13 protein-coding genes are annotated in these 14,703 nt (G+C 55.2%); 10 read left to right on the forward strand and 3 right to left on the reverse strand.

Annotation, left to right across the window (positions count from 1 at the left end):
• Positions 1-124: 124 nt before the first annotated feature.
• A complete protein-coding gene (gene otnK, locus HA50_RS21505; RefSeq protein WP_084878865.1) occupies positions 125-1,399 on the reverse strand; it encodes a 3-oxo-tetronate kinase in 1,275 nt (424 codons plus the stop codon).
• On the reverse strand, positions 1,393-2,061 hold the full coding sequence (locus HA50_RS21510; RefSeq protein ID WP_084878868.1) for an aspartate/glutamate racemase family protein: 669 nt from the start codon (positions 2,059-2,061) through the stop codon (positions 1,393-1,395). The genes otnK and HA50_RS21510 overlap by 7 nt, the downstream gene beginning before the upstream one ends.
• 197 nt (positions 2,062-2,258) lie before the next feature.
• Between HA50_RS21510 and HA50_RS21515 the strand changes: the two genes are divergently transcribed.
• Both HA50_RS21515 and HA50_RS21520 read left to right on the forward strand, forming a co-directional pair.
• The gene (locus HA50_RS21515; RefSeq protein WP_084878870.1) at positions 2,259-3,509 is read left to right on the forward strand and encodes an alpha-hydroxy acid oxidase; all 1,251 of its coding nucleotides are present in this window, start codon (positions 2,259-2,261) and stop codon (positions 3,507-3,509) included.
• Complete coding sequence (locus HA50_RS21520) at positions 3,506-4,201, forward strand: molybdate ABC transporter substrate-binding protein (protein ID WP_244193631.1); 696 nt, start codon at positions 3,506-3,508, stop codon at positions 4,199-4,201. The genes HA50_RS21515 and HA50_RS21520 overlap by 4 nt, the downstream gene beginning before the upstream one ends.
• Here HA50_RS21520 and HA50_RS21525 read toward each other — a convergent pair.
• Positions 4,198-5,232: a LacI family DNA-binding transcriptional regulator gene (locus HA50_RS21525; RefSeq protein WP_084878873.1), complete on the reverse strand. Its 1,035-nt coding sequence runs from the start codon at positions 5,230-5,232 to the stop codon at positions 4,198-4,200. The genes HA50_RS21520 and HA50_RS21525 overlap by 4 nt on opposite strands.
• A gap of 265 nt (positions 5,233-5,497) precedes the next feature.
• On the opposite strand from HA50_RS21525, the gene HA50_RS21530 reads away from it, so the two are divergent.
• The 8 genes from HA50_RS21530 (at position 5,498) to HA50_RS21565 (ending at position 14,684) form a co-directional block, all read left to right on the forward strand.
• Positions 5,498-6,820, forward strand: coding sequence for an MFS transporter (locus HA50_RS21530; RefSeq protein ID WP_084878874.1), 1,323 nt, complete (start codon positions 5,498-5,500; stop codon positions 6,818-6,820).
• Complete coding sequence (gene otnC, locus HA50_RS21535) at positions 6,817-7,455, forward strand: 3-oxo-tetronate 4-phosphate decarboxylase (RefSeq protein WP_084878877.1); 639 nt, start codon at positions 6,817-6,819, stop codon at positions 7,453-7,455. Before HA50_RS21530 ends, otnC begins: the two co-directional genes overlap by 4 nt.
• Before the next feature lie 45 nt (positions 7,456-7,500).
• Complete coding sequence (locus HA50_RS21540) at positions 7,501-8,652, forward strand: lactonase family protein (protein WP_084878880.1); 1,152 nt, start codon at positions 7,501-7,503, stop codon at positions 8,650-8,652.
• A gap of 51 nt (positions 8,653-8,703) precedes the next feature.
• Positions 8,704-9,411: a hypothetical protein gene (locus tag HA50_RS21545; protein WP_084878882.1), complete on the forward strand. Its 708-nt coding sequence runs from the start codon at positions 8,704-8,706 to the stop codon at positions 9,409-9,411.
• 137 nt (positions 9,412-9,548) lie between these two features.
• Positions 9,549-10,955 (forward strand): c-type cytochrome, encoded by a 1,407-nt coding sequence (locus HA50_RS21550; RefSeq protein WP_084878885.1) that lies wholly within the window; start codon positions 9,549-9,551, stop codon positions 10,953-10,955.
• Positions 10,945-11,469: a sugar dehydrogenase complex small subunit gene (locus tag HA50_RS21555; protein ID WP_084878887.1), complete on the forward strand. Its 525-nt coding sequence runs from the start codon at positions 10,945-10,947 to the stop codon at positions 11,467-11,469. Before HA50_RS21550 ends, HA50_RS21555 begins: the two co-directional genes overlap by 11 nt.
• Positions 11,466-13,103, forward strand: coding sequence for a GMC family oxidoreductase (locus HA50_RS21560; protein WP_084878890.1), 1,638 nt, complete (start codon positions 11,466-11,468; stop codon positions 13,101-13,103). Before HA50_RS21555 ends, HA50_RS21560 begins: the two co-directional genes overlap by 4 nt.
• A gap of 159 nt (positions 13,104-13,262) precedes the next feature.
• Complete coding sequence (locus HA50_RS21565; protein ID WP_084878893.1) at positions 13,263-14,684, forward strand: hypothetical protein; 1,422 nt, start codon at positions 13,263-13,265, stop codon at positions 14,682-14,684.
• Positions 14,685-14,703: the final 19 nt, after the last annotated feature.

Consider the following 14,703-nt stretch of genomic DNA (forward strand, 5'->3'; position numbering starts at 1 on the left):
TAGACCTCTCAATTCAAGAAAGTTAAGAGCGACTCATGTCGCTTATCGGTTATTTTTGCGAGGAGAGTATAACAACGCTTTAAAGCCAAAAAACCCGGTGAGCGGGTTTTTTGTATGCTTGATCTCAAATCAACGCTTTCCCAGCCAGCCTATCCAGCGCATGCTGGAAAAAACTCACCCGGCCAAAGTTGCCGGATTTCAGCGCCAGCGCCAGTGGTTTTTCTCCCGCAGAGAATAATGCCGGGACGCCGGGATCAATTTCAGCACCGACCCGCAGCTGGCCGAGGTTTAGCGCGCTAACCACCGCGCCCGAGGTTTCGCCACCACCCACTACCAGGCGTTGTATTCCGGTTGCATAAACCAGTTTTTTCGCGGTTTCGCCAAACAGCTGATCCAGCGCAGCCGATATTGCGTGCTGACCATAGCGTTGCTGCGCGCTTTTGATGGTGTCGGGATCGCCGGAAGAATAAACCAGCGGGTATTTATCCAGGTTGGCGCTTATAAAGGCCACCAGGTCATCCGGCCCTGTGTCGCCTGACATGACGGCATCAAGGGCGATTGGCAGCACCGCCCAGTGGCGCTGGTGCTCCGCGATCTGCCCGAGGGTGGCCCCCGAACAGCTGCCCACCAGAATCGCGCCCGGTCCCGGCAGAGAAGGGGGTTCTGTCTGACCTCCCTGGGCTTTACCTGCCTGAATAAAGTTATGCGGCAAAGCGGTGGCGATACCGGAACCGCCGCTAACCAGGCGTGTTCCGGCGGCGGCGATACCGATCAATGTTAAATCATGATCGGTGATCGCATCCGTCACCAGCAGCGCCGGATCGCCGTTATGCAGCGCCTGACGAATCGCTTCACTACCCTGAACGACCTGCTGCCAGCTGATAAAACCCACCGGGGTTTTCGCCTGGCGGGCCAGCACCCGGCGGATATCGGCATCGGTCATTGGGGTGAGGGGGTGATGCTCCATGCCGGACTCATTCAGCAGACGGTCACGGACAAACAGATGCCCCTGATACAGGGTGCGGCCCATGGCGGGAAACGCCGGGCAGACGATCACGCGTTGCGCGTCCAGCCTGGCGACCAGCGCATCCAGCACCGGACCGATATTGCCTTCATCGGTAGAATCAAAGGTGGAGCAATATTTAAATACGATCTGCTCGCAGCCCTGATCCAGCAGCCAGTTGCAGGCGGCCAGCGATTGCTGTACCGCCTCTGCGGCAGGCAATGAACGCGATTTCAGCGCGACCACACCGACCTCAACATCCGGTGATGCCGGTTGTTGTTGCAGGCCGAGATATTGCGTGGTGCGCAGTCCGCCTTCACCCGGCAGACCTTTGGTAAAGGTCACGGCGATATCGCTGGCACCGGTAAAATCATCTGCAATCACACCAATTAACATGATGCTGCTCCTGTCACCTGCAACTTCATCTTATCGACCGCCGCATGGGGGGCCGTCAGTACCGGTACATTAATGTTACTGCGCACCGCTTCCGCCGCCTGCGAGGTGGAGAAGTGCGCCAGCATAATCACATCGCAATGGCTGAGCTGAGGAGCGGCGGCGGCCACCAGGCGGTTATGGCTGGCGACATCGCCTTTACGCAGCAGGTCGATGGCATCGGGCACCAGCACGCTCTCCAGTGTCGCCGTGGATCCGATTAACGACGCGTAGTGATCGAACTCCTGGGTCATGGTGCCGAGTGAAGGGCCAAACGTTGCCAGCATGCCAATGCGCTGGCCCTGTTGCAGCGCGGCTTCAAACATCGCTTCGTTAGGTTTCAGCACCGGAACCGGTACGCTGGCTGCCAGTGCGTCGATCGCCGGGCCGAATGCGGAGCAGGTCACCAGAATCCCCTGTGCCTGCATGGCGAAGCCGTAGCGCCCGAAAGCGACAAAGCGGTCGGTCAGAGCTGCTGACAACTGTTCTTCCTTCGCCCGGTCAAGGGTCAGGCCGTCATCAAGCAGGTTCACTACTTCGGCTTCAGGCCAGTTATCTTTAAACGCGTTCTGTACCGGAGCCATGGCTACCGGCGTCGCGTGCAGTAAAACAATTCGTGTTGTCATCTTTTATTCCCGTCGCGGAAGAGTTGCGCTGAGTCGCTACAACACCATAACTTGCGCGATATGAAAATGTAAGGGCTTACAAAATTGCGCGTATGGTGACATCGATCACATAAAAAAACTCAATTCCTGTCAGGATTAGCGTGGGATGCATTCACCTGAGTGCCAATTTGAAATCGCTTACACGCTGAGAGCGCAATATGACAACACATGGAGAGACGACATCGTTAGATGCGGTGGTAACCCCACAGGCGCAAACCCGTCCGGCTAATACGGTGCCACGACCCTTCCGCGACCTGCTGGCTTTGGAAGATTTTGAGCGACACGCGCGCAAGCGCTTACCGAATATGATTTATCAGTACGTGGCGGGTGGGGTAGAAACCGGACGCGGTATCGCGGCCTGTTATGAAGCGTATCAGCAGTATGTCTTTGTTCCGCGTATGTTTCGTGACGTATCGGGGCGCGACCAGAGCGTCAGCCTGTTCGGCCATAACTGGTCCCATCCGTTTGGCGTTGCGCCGCTGGGTGGTGCTTCATTCGTCAGCTATCGCGCCGACATCATGCTGGCGCGCGCTGCCCGCGCGATGAACGTGCCGATGATTCTCAGCGCCTCGTCGCTGATCCCACTGGAAGATGTGATCGCTGAGAACCCGAACGCCTGGTTCCAGGCGTATCTGGCCGGAGATCAGCCACGTATTGATCGGTTGGTGGACCGGGTCGCGCGCGCCGGTTATCAGACGCTGGTGGTCACTGGCGATACCCCGATGCTTGGCAATCGCGAGCACAATACCCGCAGCGGCTTCAGTATGCCGATCAAACTCACCCCGAAAGTGATGTGGCAGAGCGTGTTAAGTCCGCGCTGGCTGCTCGGCACCGTGGCCCAGACCTTTCTGCGTCATGGCGCGCCGCATTTCGAAAACACTGATGCTGAACGCGGGCCGCCGATGATGTCCAGCAAAGTGCGTAACACCAATTCACGCGACAAACTGAGCTGGAAGCATGTCGAAGCGATCCGCAAAAAATGGCGCGGCAATCTGGTGATCAAAGGGTTGATGTCGCCGGACGATGCGTTTATTGCCCGCGACCTCGGCGCGGATGCGGTCATCCTTTCCAACCACGGTGGTCGCCAGCTTGATCATACCGTGCCGCCACTGCATACCTTAGCGGAAATCGCTGCCGCCAAAGGGGACATGAAGGTGATTATCGACAGCGGCATCCGGCGTGGCACCGACGTGATGAAAGCCATGGCACTGGGCGCGGATTTTGTCTTTCTTGGCCGCCCGTGGCTGTATGGCGCGGTAATTGGCGCACAGGCGGGTATTGAACATGGCATGCATATTCTGCGCGACGAGATCGACCGTGATATGGCGTTAATTGGCGTGACACGTCCGGATCAGCTGGACAAATCATTGCTGCGTCGCGCCCCGTTATTTGCCCGTGAGGAGGGATGATGGTGACCTTGCACATCTACAGCGCGCTGGCACTGAGTGCGCCGTTCGAGCGGCTTGCCCGTTTATGGCAGGCGGCGTATCCGCAGATCGCGCTGCAGTTCCGCTGGCATCCGAGCACCGTGATTGAGCAGCAGATCAACGCCGGGCAGGGGGCGGATATAGTCATCGCCACGGTGGAGACGCTGGACCGTTTAACCCAATCCGGACGGGCGGAAACCGCAAGCCGCATCGAGCTGGTGGATTCGCCAATCGGGCTGGCAGTGCTGGCGGGTGCGCCAAAGCCGCCGATTCACGATACCCAGGCGCTGGTGCAGTCGCTGCTGGCGGCGCGTTCGGTGGCGTGGTCGGAAGCCGGGGCCAGCGGCATTTATTTTTCCGGCCTGCTGAAAACGCTGGGCATTGACGACGCGCTCCGCGCCCGGGGCTCGGTGATCCCGGCCGGGTTTACCGCCGAACAACTGGTGAACGGGAAGGCGGATGTGGCGGTGCAGCAAATCAGCGAGCTGCTGATGGTGGAGGGGATTGAGATCGTCGGGCCGCTGCCAGCGGAGGTCCAGCAACCTATCTCGCTGTCAGCGGCGCTGCTGGCTACGGTGCAACAGCGCGAGGCGGCAGAGACATTGCTGGCCTGGCTGAAAACACCGGCGGTGACGGATGTTTTCAGCCATTTTGGGCTGGTGAGCCGCAGTTAACGCTCCGCGCGGGGCACGGAGCCGCTGCTGCCCCGCACAATCAGTTCCGTTTTGATCAGCGTATGCCGTTGTGACGGCTGATTATTCAGCGTTGCCAGCAGGTATTCCGCCGCGTGGGTGCCAATCGACGCCAGATCGACGCGCATGGTGGTCAGCGGATGTTCCAGATGCTCGGCGTATTCGTAATCGTTGAAACCGACGATGGAGATATCGTTAGGAATGCGCAGATAGCGCTCGCTGGCGGCGCGCATCGCACCAAAAGCCAGCAAATCATTACCACAGATGATGGCGGTGGGCGGTTCCGGGCTGTCCAGCAGACGGAAAACCGCTTTGCGCGCATCGTTCATGCTGTAGGCGTTATCAATCAGATGGCTTTCCGGCAGGGTCAGACCTTGCGCGGCCAGCGCTTTGCGCGTGCCGTACAGACGATCGGAGATACGATCGTTCGAAGGCGGCGTGCCGACAATCACCCCAAAGCGGGTATGTCCCAGCGCCAGCAAATGGCTGGCAATGGTCTGGGCGGCCCCCTCGCTGTCGTACCCTACGCAGGGTTTCTCGCTATCCTGGGAAAAAGTTTGCACGCAGGGCAGATCCTGCGCGTTGATGCGCTCCCATAACTTCGGATGATGGGTATGGCCCACCAGCATCAGGCCATCGATGCCGTATTCAATCAGTTTGTTAACTTCTTTCAGCTCGGTATCAGGGTCGAAATTGGAGTTGGCCAGCAGCAGCGTATAACCCGCGTCGTGGATTAACTGCTGAAATGCTGCCAGCGGACGCGAGAAAGTCTCGGTAGCCAGTGTCGGCACCACGGCACCAATCGTCATGCTGCGGCGCGAGGCCAGGGTACGCGCGGCGCGGTTAATCACATATCCCAGTTCTTCACACGCCTTTTCCACCGCCGCCTTGCTTTTGGCTTTGACGGTGTCGCTGCCATTCAGTACGCGTGATACGGTCGCGGTGGAGACGCCAGACAGGCGTGCGACATCCTCCAGCGAGACGCGTCCAGATCCATTCTGCTTTTCACTCATCAAGTCACTCCTGTTGAAACAGTGAGCTTGTCCACAAAATTCGCAGACAAACGCCCTGCAATTTTGAAAGCGCTTACTTTCGGCTTGACTCCATTTTGTAATCGCTTACTTTTTACCTCATGTTATCAGGTTGGGGTGGCCTGCTCACGTTTAATTAACGGTTTTATGACTTTTCACCCCATTTGGTAAACAAACAGTCTCTGATGACCGCCGCGCGGCAGCAGAACCTCTTGTTACTCATAAATAAATCATAAAGGAATTCACCATGCGCAGATATCCACGTATTCGCTGGCTGATGATCGTGTTCTGCTTTTTCGCCATCGCCATTAACTATATCGACCGTATCAACCTCGCGATCGCCGCGCCGCATATCAAAGCCGATCTCGGGCTGGATGATGTCAGCATGGGGCTGATCCTTGGTGCCTTCTTCTGGACTTACGCTCTGCTGCAAATCCCGGCGGGGCGCATTATCGACAAACTGGGCACCCGGGTCGGACTGGCGCTGGCTGTGGGCTGGTGGTCGCTATTTACCGTGTTTACCGCCTTTGGTAAAGGATTCACCTCAATTTTTGCGGCCCGCCTGATGTTAGGTGTGGGCGAATCCGGTGGTTATCCGGGTTGCGCCAAGGTGGTCTACAACTGGTTTGCGAAAAAAGAGCGCGCTACCGCCAGCGGCATTTTTGATGCGGGTCCGCGTGCCGGGAGTGCGCTGGCGCTGCCGCTGGTGGCCTGGCTGATCAGCACCTGGGACTGGGAAACGTCCTTTGTGGTCACCGGGGCGCTGGGTCTGGTGTGGGTGGTGATCTGGCTGGCGTTTTACCGTGAGCCGGAGGATATGAAGGGGCTGGATGAAACTGAACGTCAGAACCTGCTGGAAGATCGCGCCGCGCCGACGGTGAGTGCCAATGCCGATGTGAAGATTGGTGCGCTGTTCCGCTACCGCACGGTGTGGGGCATGATGATCGGCTTCTTCTGCATGAACTTCGCCACCTATTTCTTTGTGACCTGGTTCCCGACTTACCTGACCATGGCGCATGGCTTCTCCCTGAAAGAACTGGGTACGCTCGGCGCGATCCCGGCGCTGATGGGTATTCCCGGCAGCCTGTTAGGCGGAGTGGTGTCCGACTGGTTGTACCGTAAAGGTTACAGCCTGACCACCGCCCGCAAAACCTGCCTGATTGCCGGGATGCTGCTGTCGTCAGTGATCGCCTTCGCTGCCTTTACCGACAGCATCGCGGTGATCCTGACGCTGTTCTCGCTGACCTATGCCGGTCTGGCATTCACCGCCGCCAATATCTGGACCTTACCCGCCGATGTGGCACCGGCTTCCGGTTATGTGGCGACACTCGGCGGCATCCAGAACTTCGCCGGTAACCTCGCCGGGATTGTCACTGCCTCCTTTACCGGCCTGATGCTGACCCTGAGTCACGGCTCATTCGTGGTGCCGCTGCTGGTGGCGGGCGGTATCTGTGTGCTCGGTGCCGTTAACTTTATGTTCATCATGGGCAAAATCGAACCCCTCAAACTCACCCCTGCTGACGACGTTGATGTTGTGGCAACCACCAGCAAAAAAGGAGAGCTGTTATGAAAAGTGAAAATCAGATCCGTGAGGAGATTGTCCAGGTCGGAGCTGATCTGTTCAACCGCGGCTACACCACCGGAACGGCGGGGAACATTAGCGCCCGGCTGGAGGATGGCTGGCTGATCACCCCCACCGATGCCTGCCTCGGTCATCTGGAAGCGGCGCGCATTGCCAAAGTCAGTCTGGATGGTGAGTGGGTGTCCGGCGATAAGCCATCGAAAACCCTGCTGCTGCATCGCCAGATTTATGACCGTAATCCCGAAGCACAGGGGGTGGTGCATACCCATTCGACCCATCTGGTGCAGCTGACGCTGGCTGGGGTATGGCAACGGGACAGCATTCTGCCGCCGCTGACGCCGTATCAGGTGATGAAAGTGGGACGCATACCGCTGATCGGTTATCAGCGTCCCGGTCATCCGGCGGTGGCAGAGCAGGTGGCCGGACTGGCGAATGAGGTGCGCGGTGTGATGCTGGAACGCCTGGGGCCGGTTATCTGGGGCGCATCGGTCTCGGCCGCCAGCTTCGCGCTGGAGGAGCTGGAAGAAACCGCGCGCCTGTGGCTGAACTGCACTGATAAACCCGCCGCGCTGGCTGATGCAGCGGTGCAGGAGCTTTGCGCCCACTTCAGCACTCGCTGGTAACGCACGCTGTACCCTACAACGAGCAGACGATATAAAGAGAAGACCATGAAAAAAACGCTAATGGCGGCAGGTATGATGCTTTTTGCTACATCACTGATGGCACAGGAAACACCGAGCTACGTCTATGTCTCGAATGGTGACAGCGGTACCGTCACCGCGTATCAGCTGGATAAGGTTAACCACCATCTGCAACCGATCGGCGAGTATCCGACCGGTCTGAAAAGTATGCCGATGGTGGTGTCGAACGATAAAAAGACGCTGTATGTCTCGGTACGCAGCAAGCCATACCACGTCTCGGCATGGCATATCGGCGATGGCGGCAAACTCAGCCATTTTGCCGATACGCCGCTGCCGGAAGCGATGGCATATGTGGCGCTGGATAAAACTGGTCGCTTTTTGCTGTCGTCATCTTATGGCGGCGATCTGTTTAGCATCAACCGCATCGCAGCGGATGGTAAAGTGGAAAGTGCCCCGGTGCAGGTGGTGCACACCGGTAAACGCGCGCATGCAATCCAGACCGATCCCAGCAACCGCTTCCTGTTTGTCCCGCTGCTGGGCGCGGATCAGCTGTTGCAGTTCCGCTTTGACCCGGCCAGCGGCAAGGCCAGCCCCAATTCTCCCGCTTTTGTGAATATCCAGCGCGAAGCCGCCACCGGCCCACGCCATTTTGTCTTTGCACCCCAGCGCGATCGGGCCGGACAACAAAACATGTATCTGCTGACCGAGATGGCAGGCAATATCTCGCGCCTGACGCTGAATAATGACGGCACCATGACCGAGCATGAGGCTACGCCGTCGCTCGTTCCGGCTATTGCCCGCGATATGCAGCGCGGCGAGGCGCGCCCATTGACCGGTGACGACGATCTGCCCAAATCGGCAAAACCGCGTCTGTGGCAGGCGGATATCCACATCACTCCCGATGGCCGCTTCCTGTATTCCACCGAACGGACCAGCAGTCATATCACCGCATTTCGGGTATCGCCAGAAGATGGCCGACTGCAATTGATTAACAGCACGCAAACCGAAACTCAGCCGCGTGGCTTTGCTATTGATAATAGCGGCCACTATTTAATCGAGTCCGGGCAGAAGTCGGATAAGGTTGCGCTTTATTCCATCGATCAGCAAAGCGGCAAGCTGTCTTTAATTGAGCGCGTTCCGACCGGTGCCGGCGCGAATTGGGTGACTATCGTCGAATAAATAAGTTATGTCCGGTTATTAATATTCTCATGCGTTAAACAAGGAGTTCTTATGGCTAACATTCGTCCGGCGCTGCTGTGTGCGGCTTTATTTTCTGCTGCCTTCAGCGCGGGAATGCCGACTTATGCGGCGGAAAAAGTCGTCGCTACCCATCTTGAACCATTGCATCACGTTATCCTGGAAAACAAATATGTCACCGTGATGCGCGTGCTTATCCAGCCGGGACAAAGCACCTTATTTCATGAACAACATCTCGATTATGTCAATACGCATATCGAAGGCAGCACGGTGAAAATCGAATACCCGGATAAACCGGTGAATAACACCGAAATGAAAAGCGGCAATGTCAAATTCGGTGCCCATCAGGGTAAATCCGAGACCGATAAAGTCACCAACACCGGGAATAACGTCAATCATCAGGTGGCGTTTGAGATCAATATTCCCGGACCGCAGCATTTTGGTGGCGCAACCCGTCCCGCCAGTGACGCCTTTCAGCAGGTACTGGATAAACCCACGGTGAAAGGCTGGAAGGTGACGCTGAAACCGGGGGAAAGCACCGGCGAGTATGTGCAGCACGGTCCGGGCGTCCGGGTGTTCTTCACCGAAGGGCGGATACTGCTGGCCGCTCATGCCCATCCCAACCGGGTTAAGGAGCTTTGGGTACATGCGGGTGATGCGTTTCTGACCTCTCCGGGAAAAGTCGATATTACCGCCGCCAGCGATCAAAATATTGTGTTCAATGATTATGAGTTGTTGTAGTTTCGTTTAGGTTTGTTTCGTTCGTGTATAAATAACGTAAGCAAAAGTCTGTTATTGTGTATCCCGGCAGGGAATACCTGTCGGGATGTGCGCATTATTTCAACAATTCTAATTATTATTTACCGGAAGCAATTAAAATGAAGGCAAGAAAGGTTAGACGGGGTTGTCTGCCTTTCGCGTTGAGCATTCTGCTGTCTGCCACATTTTCAGCCCATGCTGAAAATGCGACCGACTCTGCGGCGCTTATTGCGAAAGGCAAGTATCTGGCTATTGCAGCAGACTGTGGAGCCTGCCATACCGCACCCGATCATGGTGCAGAAATGGGAGGGGGTTATATTATTTCCTCGCCATTGGGGAATATTGTTTCGAGTAATATCACGCCATCAAAAATCGCAGGAATTGGTAATTATAGCGAGGCGGATTTTGCTAAGGCAGTAAGAGCGGGTGTAAATAAACAGGGGCAGAATCTTTATCCGGCGATGCCCTATACCTCCTATGCCAAAATTAGCGATGACGACATTCATGCGTTATATGCTTATTTTATGCACGGAGTGAAACCGGACGATAAGGTTCCTGCACAAACTGATTTGCCTTTCCCGTTTAATATTCGCGCCAGCATGATGGTGTGGAATTTATTGTTCGCTGATGACCAGCGTTTTACCCCGGACACGGGTAAATCGGCGGCCGTCAATCGCGGTGATTATCTGGTGAATGCGCTGGCCCACTGCGATACCTGCCATACGCCACGTAATGCGCTGATGGGGCAGAACAACGACAAGGCACTGTCCGGCGGCAGCCTCGGCAGTTGGTACGCGCCGAATATCACCCCGGATCGTGAAGCGGGCATTGGTAACTGGAGCGATGCTGAAATCGCGCAATACCTGAAAACCGGTCATGTGGCAGGCAAAGCGCAGGCGGCAGGTCCGATGGCCGAAGCGATTGAGCATAGCCTGCAATATCTGTCGGATGATGATATCAACGCGATGGTGGCCTATCTGCGCCAGATCCCGGCTGTCAGCCAGCCTGGCCTCCCGGCACGCGATAATCAGGGTAAGCCAGCGGTCAATGAAGCCGCGCTGCGTGCTTTGCCAAACCCTGATCCGGGCTGGGCGGTGTACAGCAGCACCTGTGCCAACTGCCATCAGCCGGATGGTGCAGGCAACGCTATCTATCCTTCGCTGTTCCACAACACCGCCACCGGCGCACCGCAGGCCGATAACCTGATTGCCACCATTGTTTATGGCGTGCATCGCACGGTGAATGGCAAGCCGGTGGATATGCCTGGTTTTGGTCCGGAGGCGTATTTCACCGATCGTCTGACCGATCAGCAGATTGCCGATGTCAGCAATTACGTGCTGAAAAACTTTGGCAACGCCCAGCTTAACGTCACGCCTGAACAGGTAAAAACCATCCGTAACGGCGGTGAACCCCCGCTGATTGCCAAACTGGCACAGCCGCTGGCCTGGGGTGGTGCCGTGGTTGTCCTGATCATTATTGTGCTGGCCGTTTCGATTTCGCGCAGGAGAAAACATCATGGCGCATAACATTTCGCTCTCAAGGCGTCGGTTGCTGCAGGGCATGGGTATTCTTTCACTGGGCGCGATGTGCAACACCATTTTCCCGGCACGCGGACAAGCGGCAGAACTGATGGCCGACAATCCATTTCTGGCGATTTCCAGCTTCCTGGTCAGCCGTTCGGTCAGTCCGATCCTCGGCCAGCGTTACTATGCCGCGCTGACAAAGCACGATGCACAATTCAGTCAAAAGCTGGATGCGTTGCATACCCTGCTGCAACAGCAGCATTTTTCTCATGTTGACGACTTCCTTGCTGCGACCAGCCAGGATAATGCCGACTGGCAAACCGCACGCACCATCATCTCCGCCTGGTATTCCGGGGTGGTGGGTGATGGCAGCGATCTGGAACTGATCGCCTACGCCGATGCACTGATGTATCTGCCTACGCGTGACGTACTGGTGGTGCCGACCTACGGCGGCGGACCTTTTTTCTGGGCGGTAACAGAACCGGGTAAAGTGGCAACAGCAGGAGAGCGCGCATGAGTGCACAAAATAAAGATGCCGATGTCATCATCATCGGCTCTGGCGTAATGGGCGGACTGATTGCCACCCAACTGGCGAAAGCGGGTAAATCGGTGATCATTCTTGAGGCCGGTCCACGCGTCTCCAGGCAGGAAATTGTCGAGCGCTTTCGTAACTCGCCCTTCAAGATGTCGTTAACCAACATCAAATTGCAGGGTGTCGGCTCGCCTTATCCGAATCCGCCGCATATCCCTTCCACCTACGGTGATTATCTGCAACAGATTGGGCCGGTGAAGTATTCCACCAAGTATCTGCGCGTGGTGGGCGGCACCACCTGGCACTTCGGTTCGGCGCTGTGGCGCATGATCCCCAATGATTTCAAACTCAACACGTTGTACGGTCGCGGGCGCGACTGGCCGTTCGGCTATGACGAGCTGGAACCCTGGTACGGCAAAGCAGAACATGAGCTGGGTGTGTCCGGCATGGATGGACAGGACGAAAGCGGTCAGGGTGGTAAACCCTGGCCACCACGTTCCACACCGTTCCCGATGCCCGGTCTGCCCACCAGCTATATGTTTGACCGCTTGACAGAAATGCTCGGCAAGGGCGGCTATAACCCGGTGCTGGAGCCGAACGGCCGCGCGACTAAGCCGTGGGGTAAACGCCCGATGTGCGCCGGTAACAACAACTGCAACCCGGTGTGTCCGATTGCCGCCAAGTACGACGGTTCGATGCATATCGACGAAGCCGAACGGCTGGGCACCAAACTGCTGGATAACGCGGTGGTGTACCGGATCGAAGCCGGAGACGACGGTAAGATTACCGGTGTCTGGTACAAAAAACCGGACGGTTCGGAGCATCACTTAACTGCCGATTATTTTGTGCTGGCAGCCTACGGCATTGAGTCACCGAAGCTGTTGCTGATGTCCACCTCGGAAAAATATCCCAACGGTATCGCCAACTCTTCCGATCAGGTGGGACGTAATCTGATGGGGCATACCGGCATCAGTATGAACGTGATGATGTCGGAAGATGTGTGGCCAGGACAGGGACCGACCGAGCTGCTGGTGTATCTCAATAATCGTGATGGAGCGTTCCGCAAGGATTTCCCCAGCTACAAGATCAAGGTGCGTAACACCGTGCCTACCGCCGATTACACCTCGTCGCTGATCGCCAAAGGGGTGCTGGGGTCAAAACTCGATGAAGAGATTCGCCGCCAGTCGGCACGTTCGCTGAACTTCGCCATCGATTTTGAAACGCTGCCGTTGCCGGAAAACCGCGTGACGCCGAGCAAAACCAAAAAGGATGCGATTGGTATTCCGTTACCGGAGATTTATTACAGTGTCACGGATTACTGGCATGCGGGTAAGGACGAGGGCATCAAGGATTTCCATAAGTTCGCCGAACTGCTGAACGCGGAAATTTTGTCGATCGATACCAAGTATCAGGATCGCCAGCACATTATGGGCACCACCATCATGGGCGACGATCCGAAAAACTCGGTGGTGGACAGCGATTGCCGTACCCATGACCACCCGAATATGTGGATTGCCGGGACCAGCGTGATGCCTTCAGCCTCCTGTATGAACCCGACACTGACCGGTGCGGCACTGAGCCTGCGCCTGGCACAACATATGCTAAAAACTATGGCGTAAGGAGCAATGACCGTCGCGGTGCGATGTGGCAGACATCGTGCCGCGACAACTCATGATTTTACCCTGATAAAAGCAGGAATATTTAGCATGTCACGGAGGTAAGCAGTAAGGTTCTGGCAATGGATTTCCTGTACCCAGGCTAAAAATCAAGGAGTGACTATGCCGATAGAATCGATTGCGAAAGGTTCTTTGCTGGCTGTTATTGACCAGGTAGCGGAAGACGAGATCAGTATCCCTGCTACCGGCGTTAAAAATGTCAATGATAAACCTTCCCTTTATACGCACTCACCTCAGCCGATAATTTCCCGGCTGGATATCGTTAAAGCAAAGTTTAATGATGACTCGGCGTTTTTTTTAAATTCAGCCACTCCGGTAAAATGCAATAATTTTGCCATGAATTTTATTGATGTATTTCTTGCAAATACACCTGATGTTGCACAGGTTATAAAATCGCTGAGTTTATCGACGCAAGATGCAGGATCCATCGCGAATAAAATATCTGAAAATACCCAGGAAAGAACATTAGCGATTCTTGCTTACGGACAGGAAAATCATCTGGTTGATTATCAGTTGTGGGGCGAGTTTTTTTATTCGGAATTGCGTAAGATGCAGAGTGATAAGGTTTTTATTAAACCCTTCCTCATTTACTCTCGCCCACATATGATTAAGGAAAATCTGCATGAATTCACCGTTGCGATGCACCATACCATGGCGGCAGTGCTTTCCTGCCACAAAGATCTCTGCCAGATAGTGGTTTACGACCCGACGCACACCACAGGGTACTTTGCCACTGAGCTGCAGGAGATAGCAGAAATACGAAAATGCGATATATTTTCCTTCATTAATAAAGGGGATAGCATCGAGTTTTTGACCGATGAACCGGAAAATACCTTGTCATATTTTACGGCTGTCCCAGGGCGCTGGGATGGCAGCCATTTTTCTCTTTTGCATGAAAGAAAAGATCAAAGGGATATTCGTAATGCTTTCCTGACGGTTAAAACACGTATTTCGCAACCGGAAATCTTCTATGCGGCGCTTACAGGGATGTCACTTAACCATTTTGTCTTCTTTCTCAGACATGTTCCGGCAAATGAACGGGTTGAATTCCTGACAATAAAAGGTGAGTCGGGAAAAACCATTATAAGTTTTCTGGCGGGCTTACCGGATAAAGACGGTCATCTGCTGACTAACTATTTTTCTTTTATTAAGGAAGCATTGAGGGCAGGTCTGCTGGATAAACAGGAGATGATTAAGCAACTCAGCGATAAAGTGGTTGAAGATGTAGGATATGCCTGGTTCGAAGTTACGCTCTTTGGCCGCACTTTGTTGCGTGCCAATACCGGCAAGATAGCGGGTGTTTTTGCTGCTGAAGTTATCAATCTGATTAAGGAACACAGATTAACGGAGGATGAGGGAAAAACAATCCTGGACGATATGATCGTCATAAAAGAAAAAGAGGGAGGGATCATGTCGGAATATCCGGCTTTTGAGTTTGCTAAGATTAAACATCATGTCCATGCCAGCGCCGCAGGGGAGATGATTCAAAAGAATTTCCCGGCATGGGAGATTGGTGAGCAATAGCATTGTCCCGTCGCGGCGC

Origin of the sequence: Pantoea cypripedii, from assembly GCF_002095535.1 — a bacterium.
Classification (GTDB): domain Bacteria; phylum Pseudomonadota; class Gammaproteobacteria; order Enterobacterales; family Enterobacteriaceae; genus Pantoea; species Pantoea cypripedii.

Coding starts and splice junctions, on each gene's coding strand:
- otnK (WP_084878865.1), bottom strand. CDS start 1,399: ATGTTAATTGGTGTGATTGCAGATGATTTTACCGGTGCCAGCGATATC.
- HA50_RS21510 (WP_084878868.1), bottom strand. CDS start 2,061: ATGACAACACGAATTGTTTTACTGCACGCGACGCCGGTAGCCATGGCT.
- HA50_RS21515 (WP_084878870.1), top strand. CDS start 2,259: ATGACAACACATGGAGAGACGACATCGTTAGATGCGGTGGTAACCCCA.
- HA50_RS21520 (WP_244193631.1), top strand. CDS start 3,506: ATGATGGTGACCTTGCACATCTACAGCGCGCTGGCACTGAGTGCGCCG.
- HA50_RS21525 (WP_084878873.1), bottom strand. CDS start 5,232: ATGAGTGAAAAGCAGAATGGATCTGGACGCGTCTCGCTGGAGGATGTC.
- HA50_RS21530 (WP_084878874.1), top strand. CDS start 5,498: ATGCGCAGATATCCACGTATTCGCTGGCTGATGATCGTGTTCTGCTTT.
- otnC (WP_084878877.1), top strand. CDS start 6,817: ATGAAAAGTGAAAATCAGATCCGTGAGGAGATTGTCCAGGTCGGAGCT.
- HA50_RS21540 (WP_084878880.1), top strand. CDS start 7,501: ATGAAAAAAACGCTAATGGCGGCAGGTATGATGCTTTTTGCTACATCA.
- HA50_RS21545 (WP_084878882.1), top strand. CDS start 8,704: ATGGCTAACATTCGTCCGGCGCTGCTGTGTGCGGCTTTATTTTCTGCT.
- HA50_RS21550 (WP_084878885.1), top strand. CDS start 9,549: ATGAAGGCAAGAAAGGTTAGACGGGGTTGTCTGCCTTTCGCGTTGAGC.
- HA50_RS21555 (WP_084878887.1), top strand. CDS start 10,945: ATGGCGCATAACATTTCGCTCTCAAGGCGTCGGTTGCTGCAGGGCATG.
- HA50_RS21560 (WP_084878890.1), top strand. CDS start 11,466: ATGAGTGCACAAAATAAAGATGCCGATGTCATCATCATCGGCTCTGGC.
- HA50_RS21565 (WP_084878893.1), top strand. CDS start 13,263: ATGCCGATAGAATCGATTGCGAAAGGTTCTTTGCTGGCTGTTATTGAC.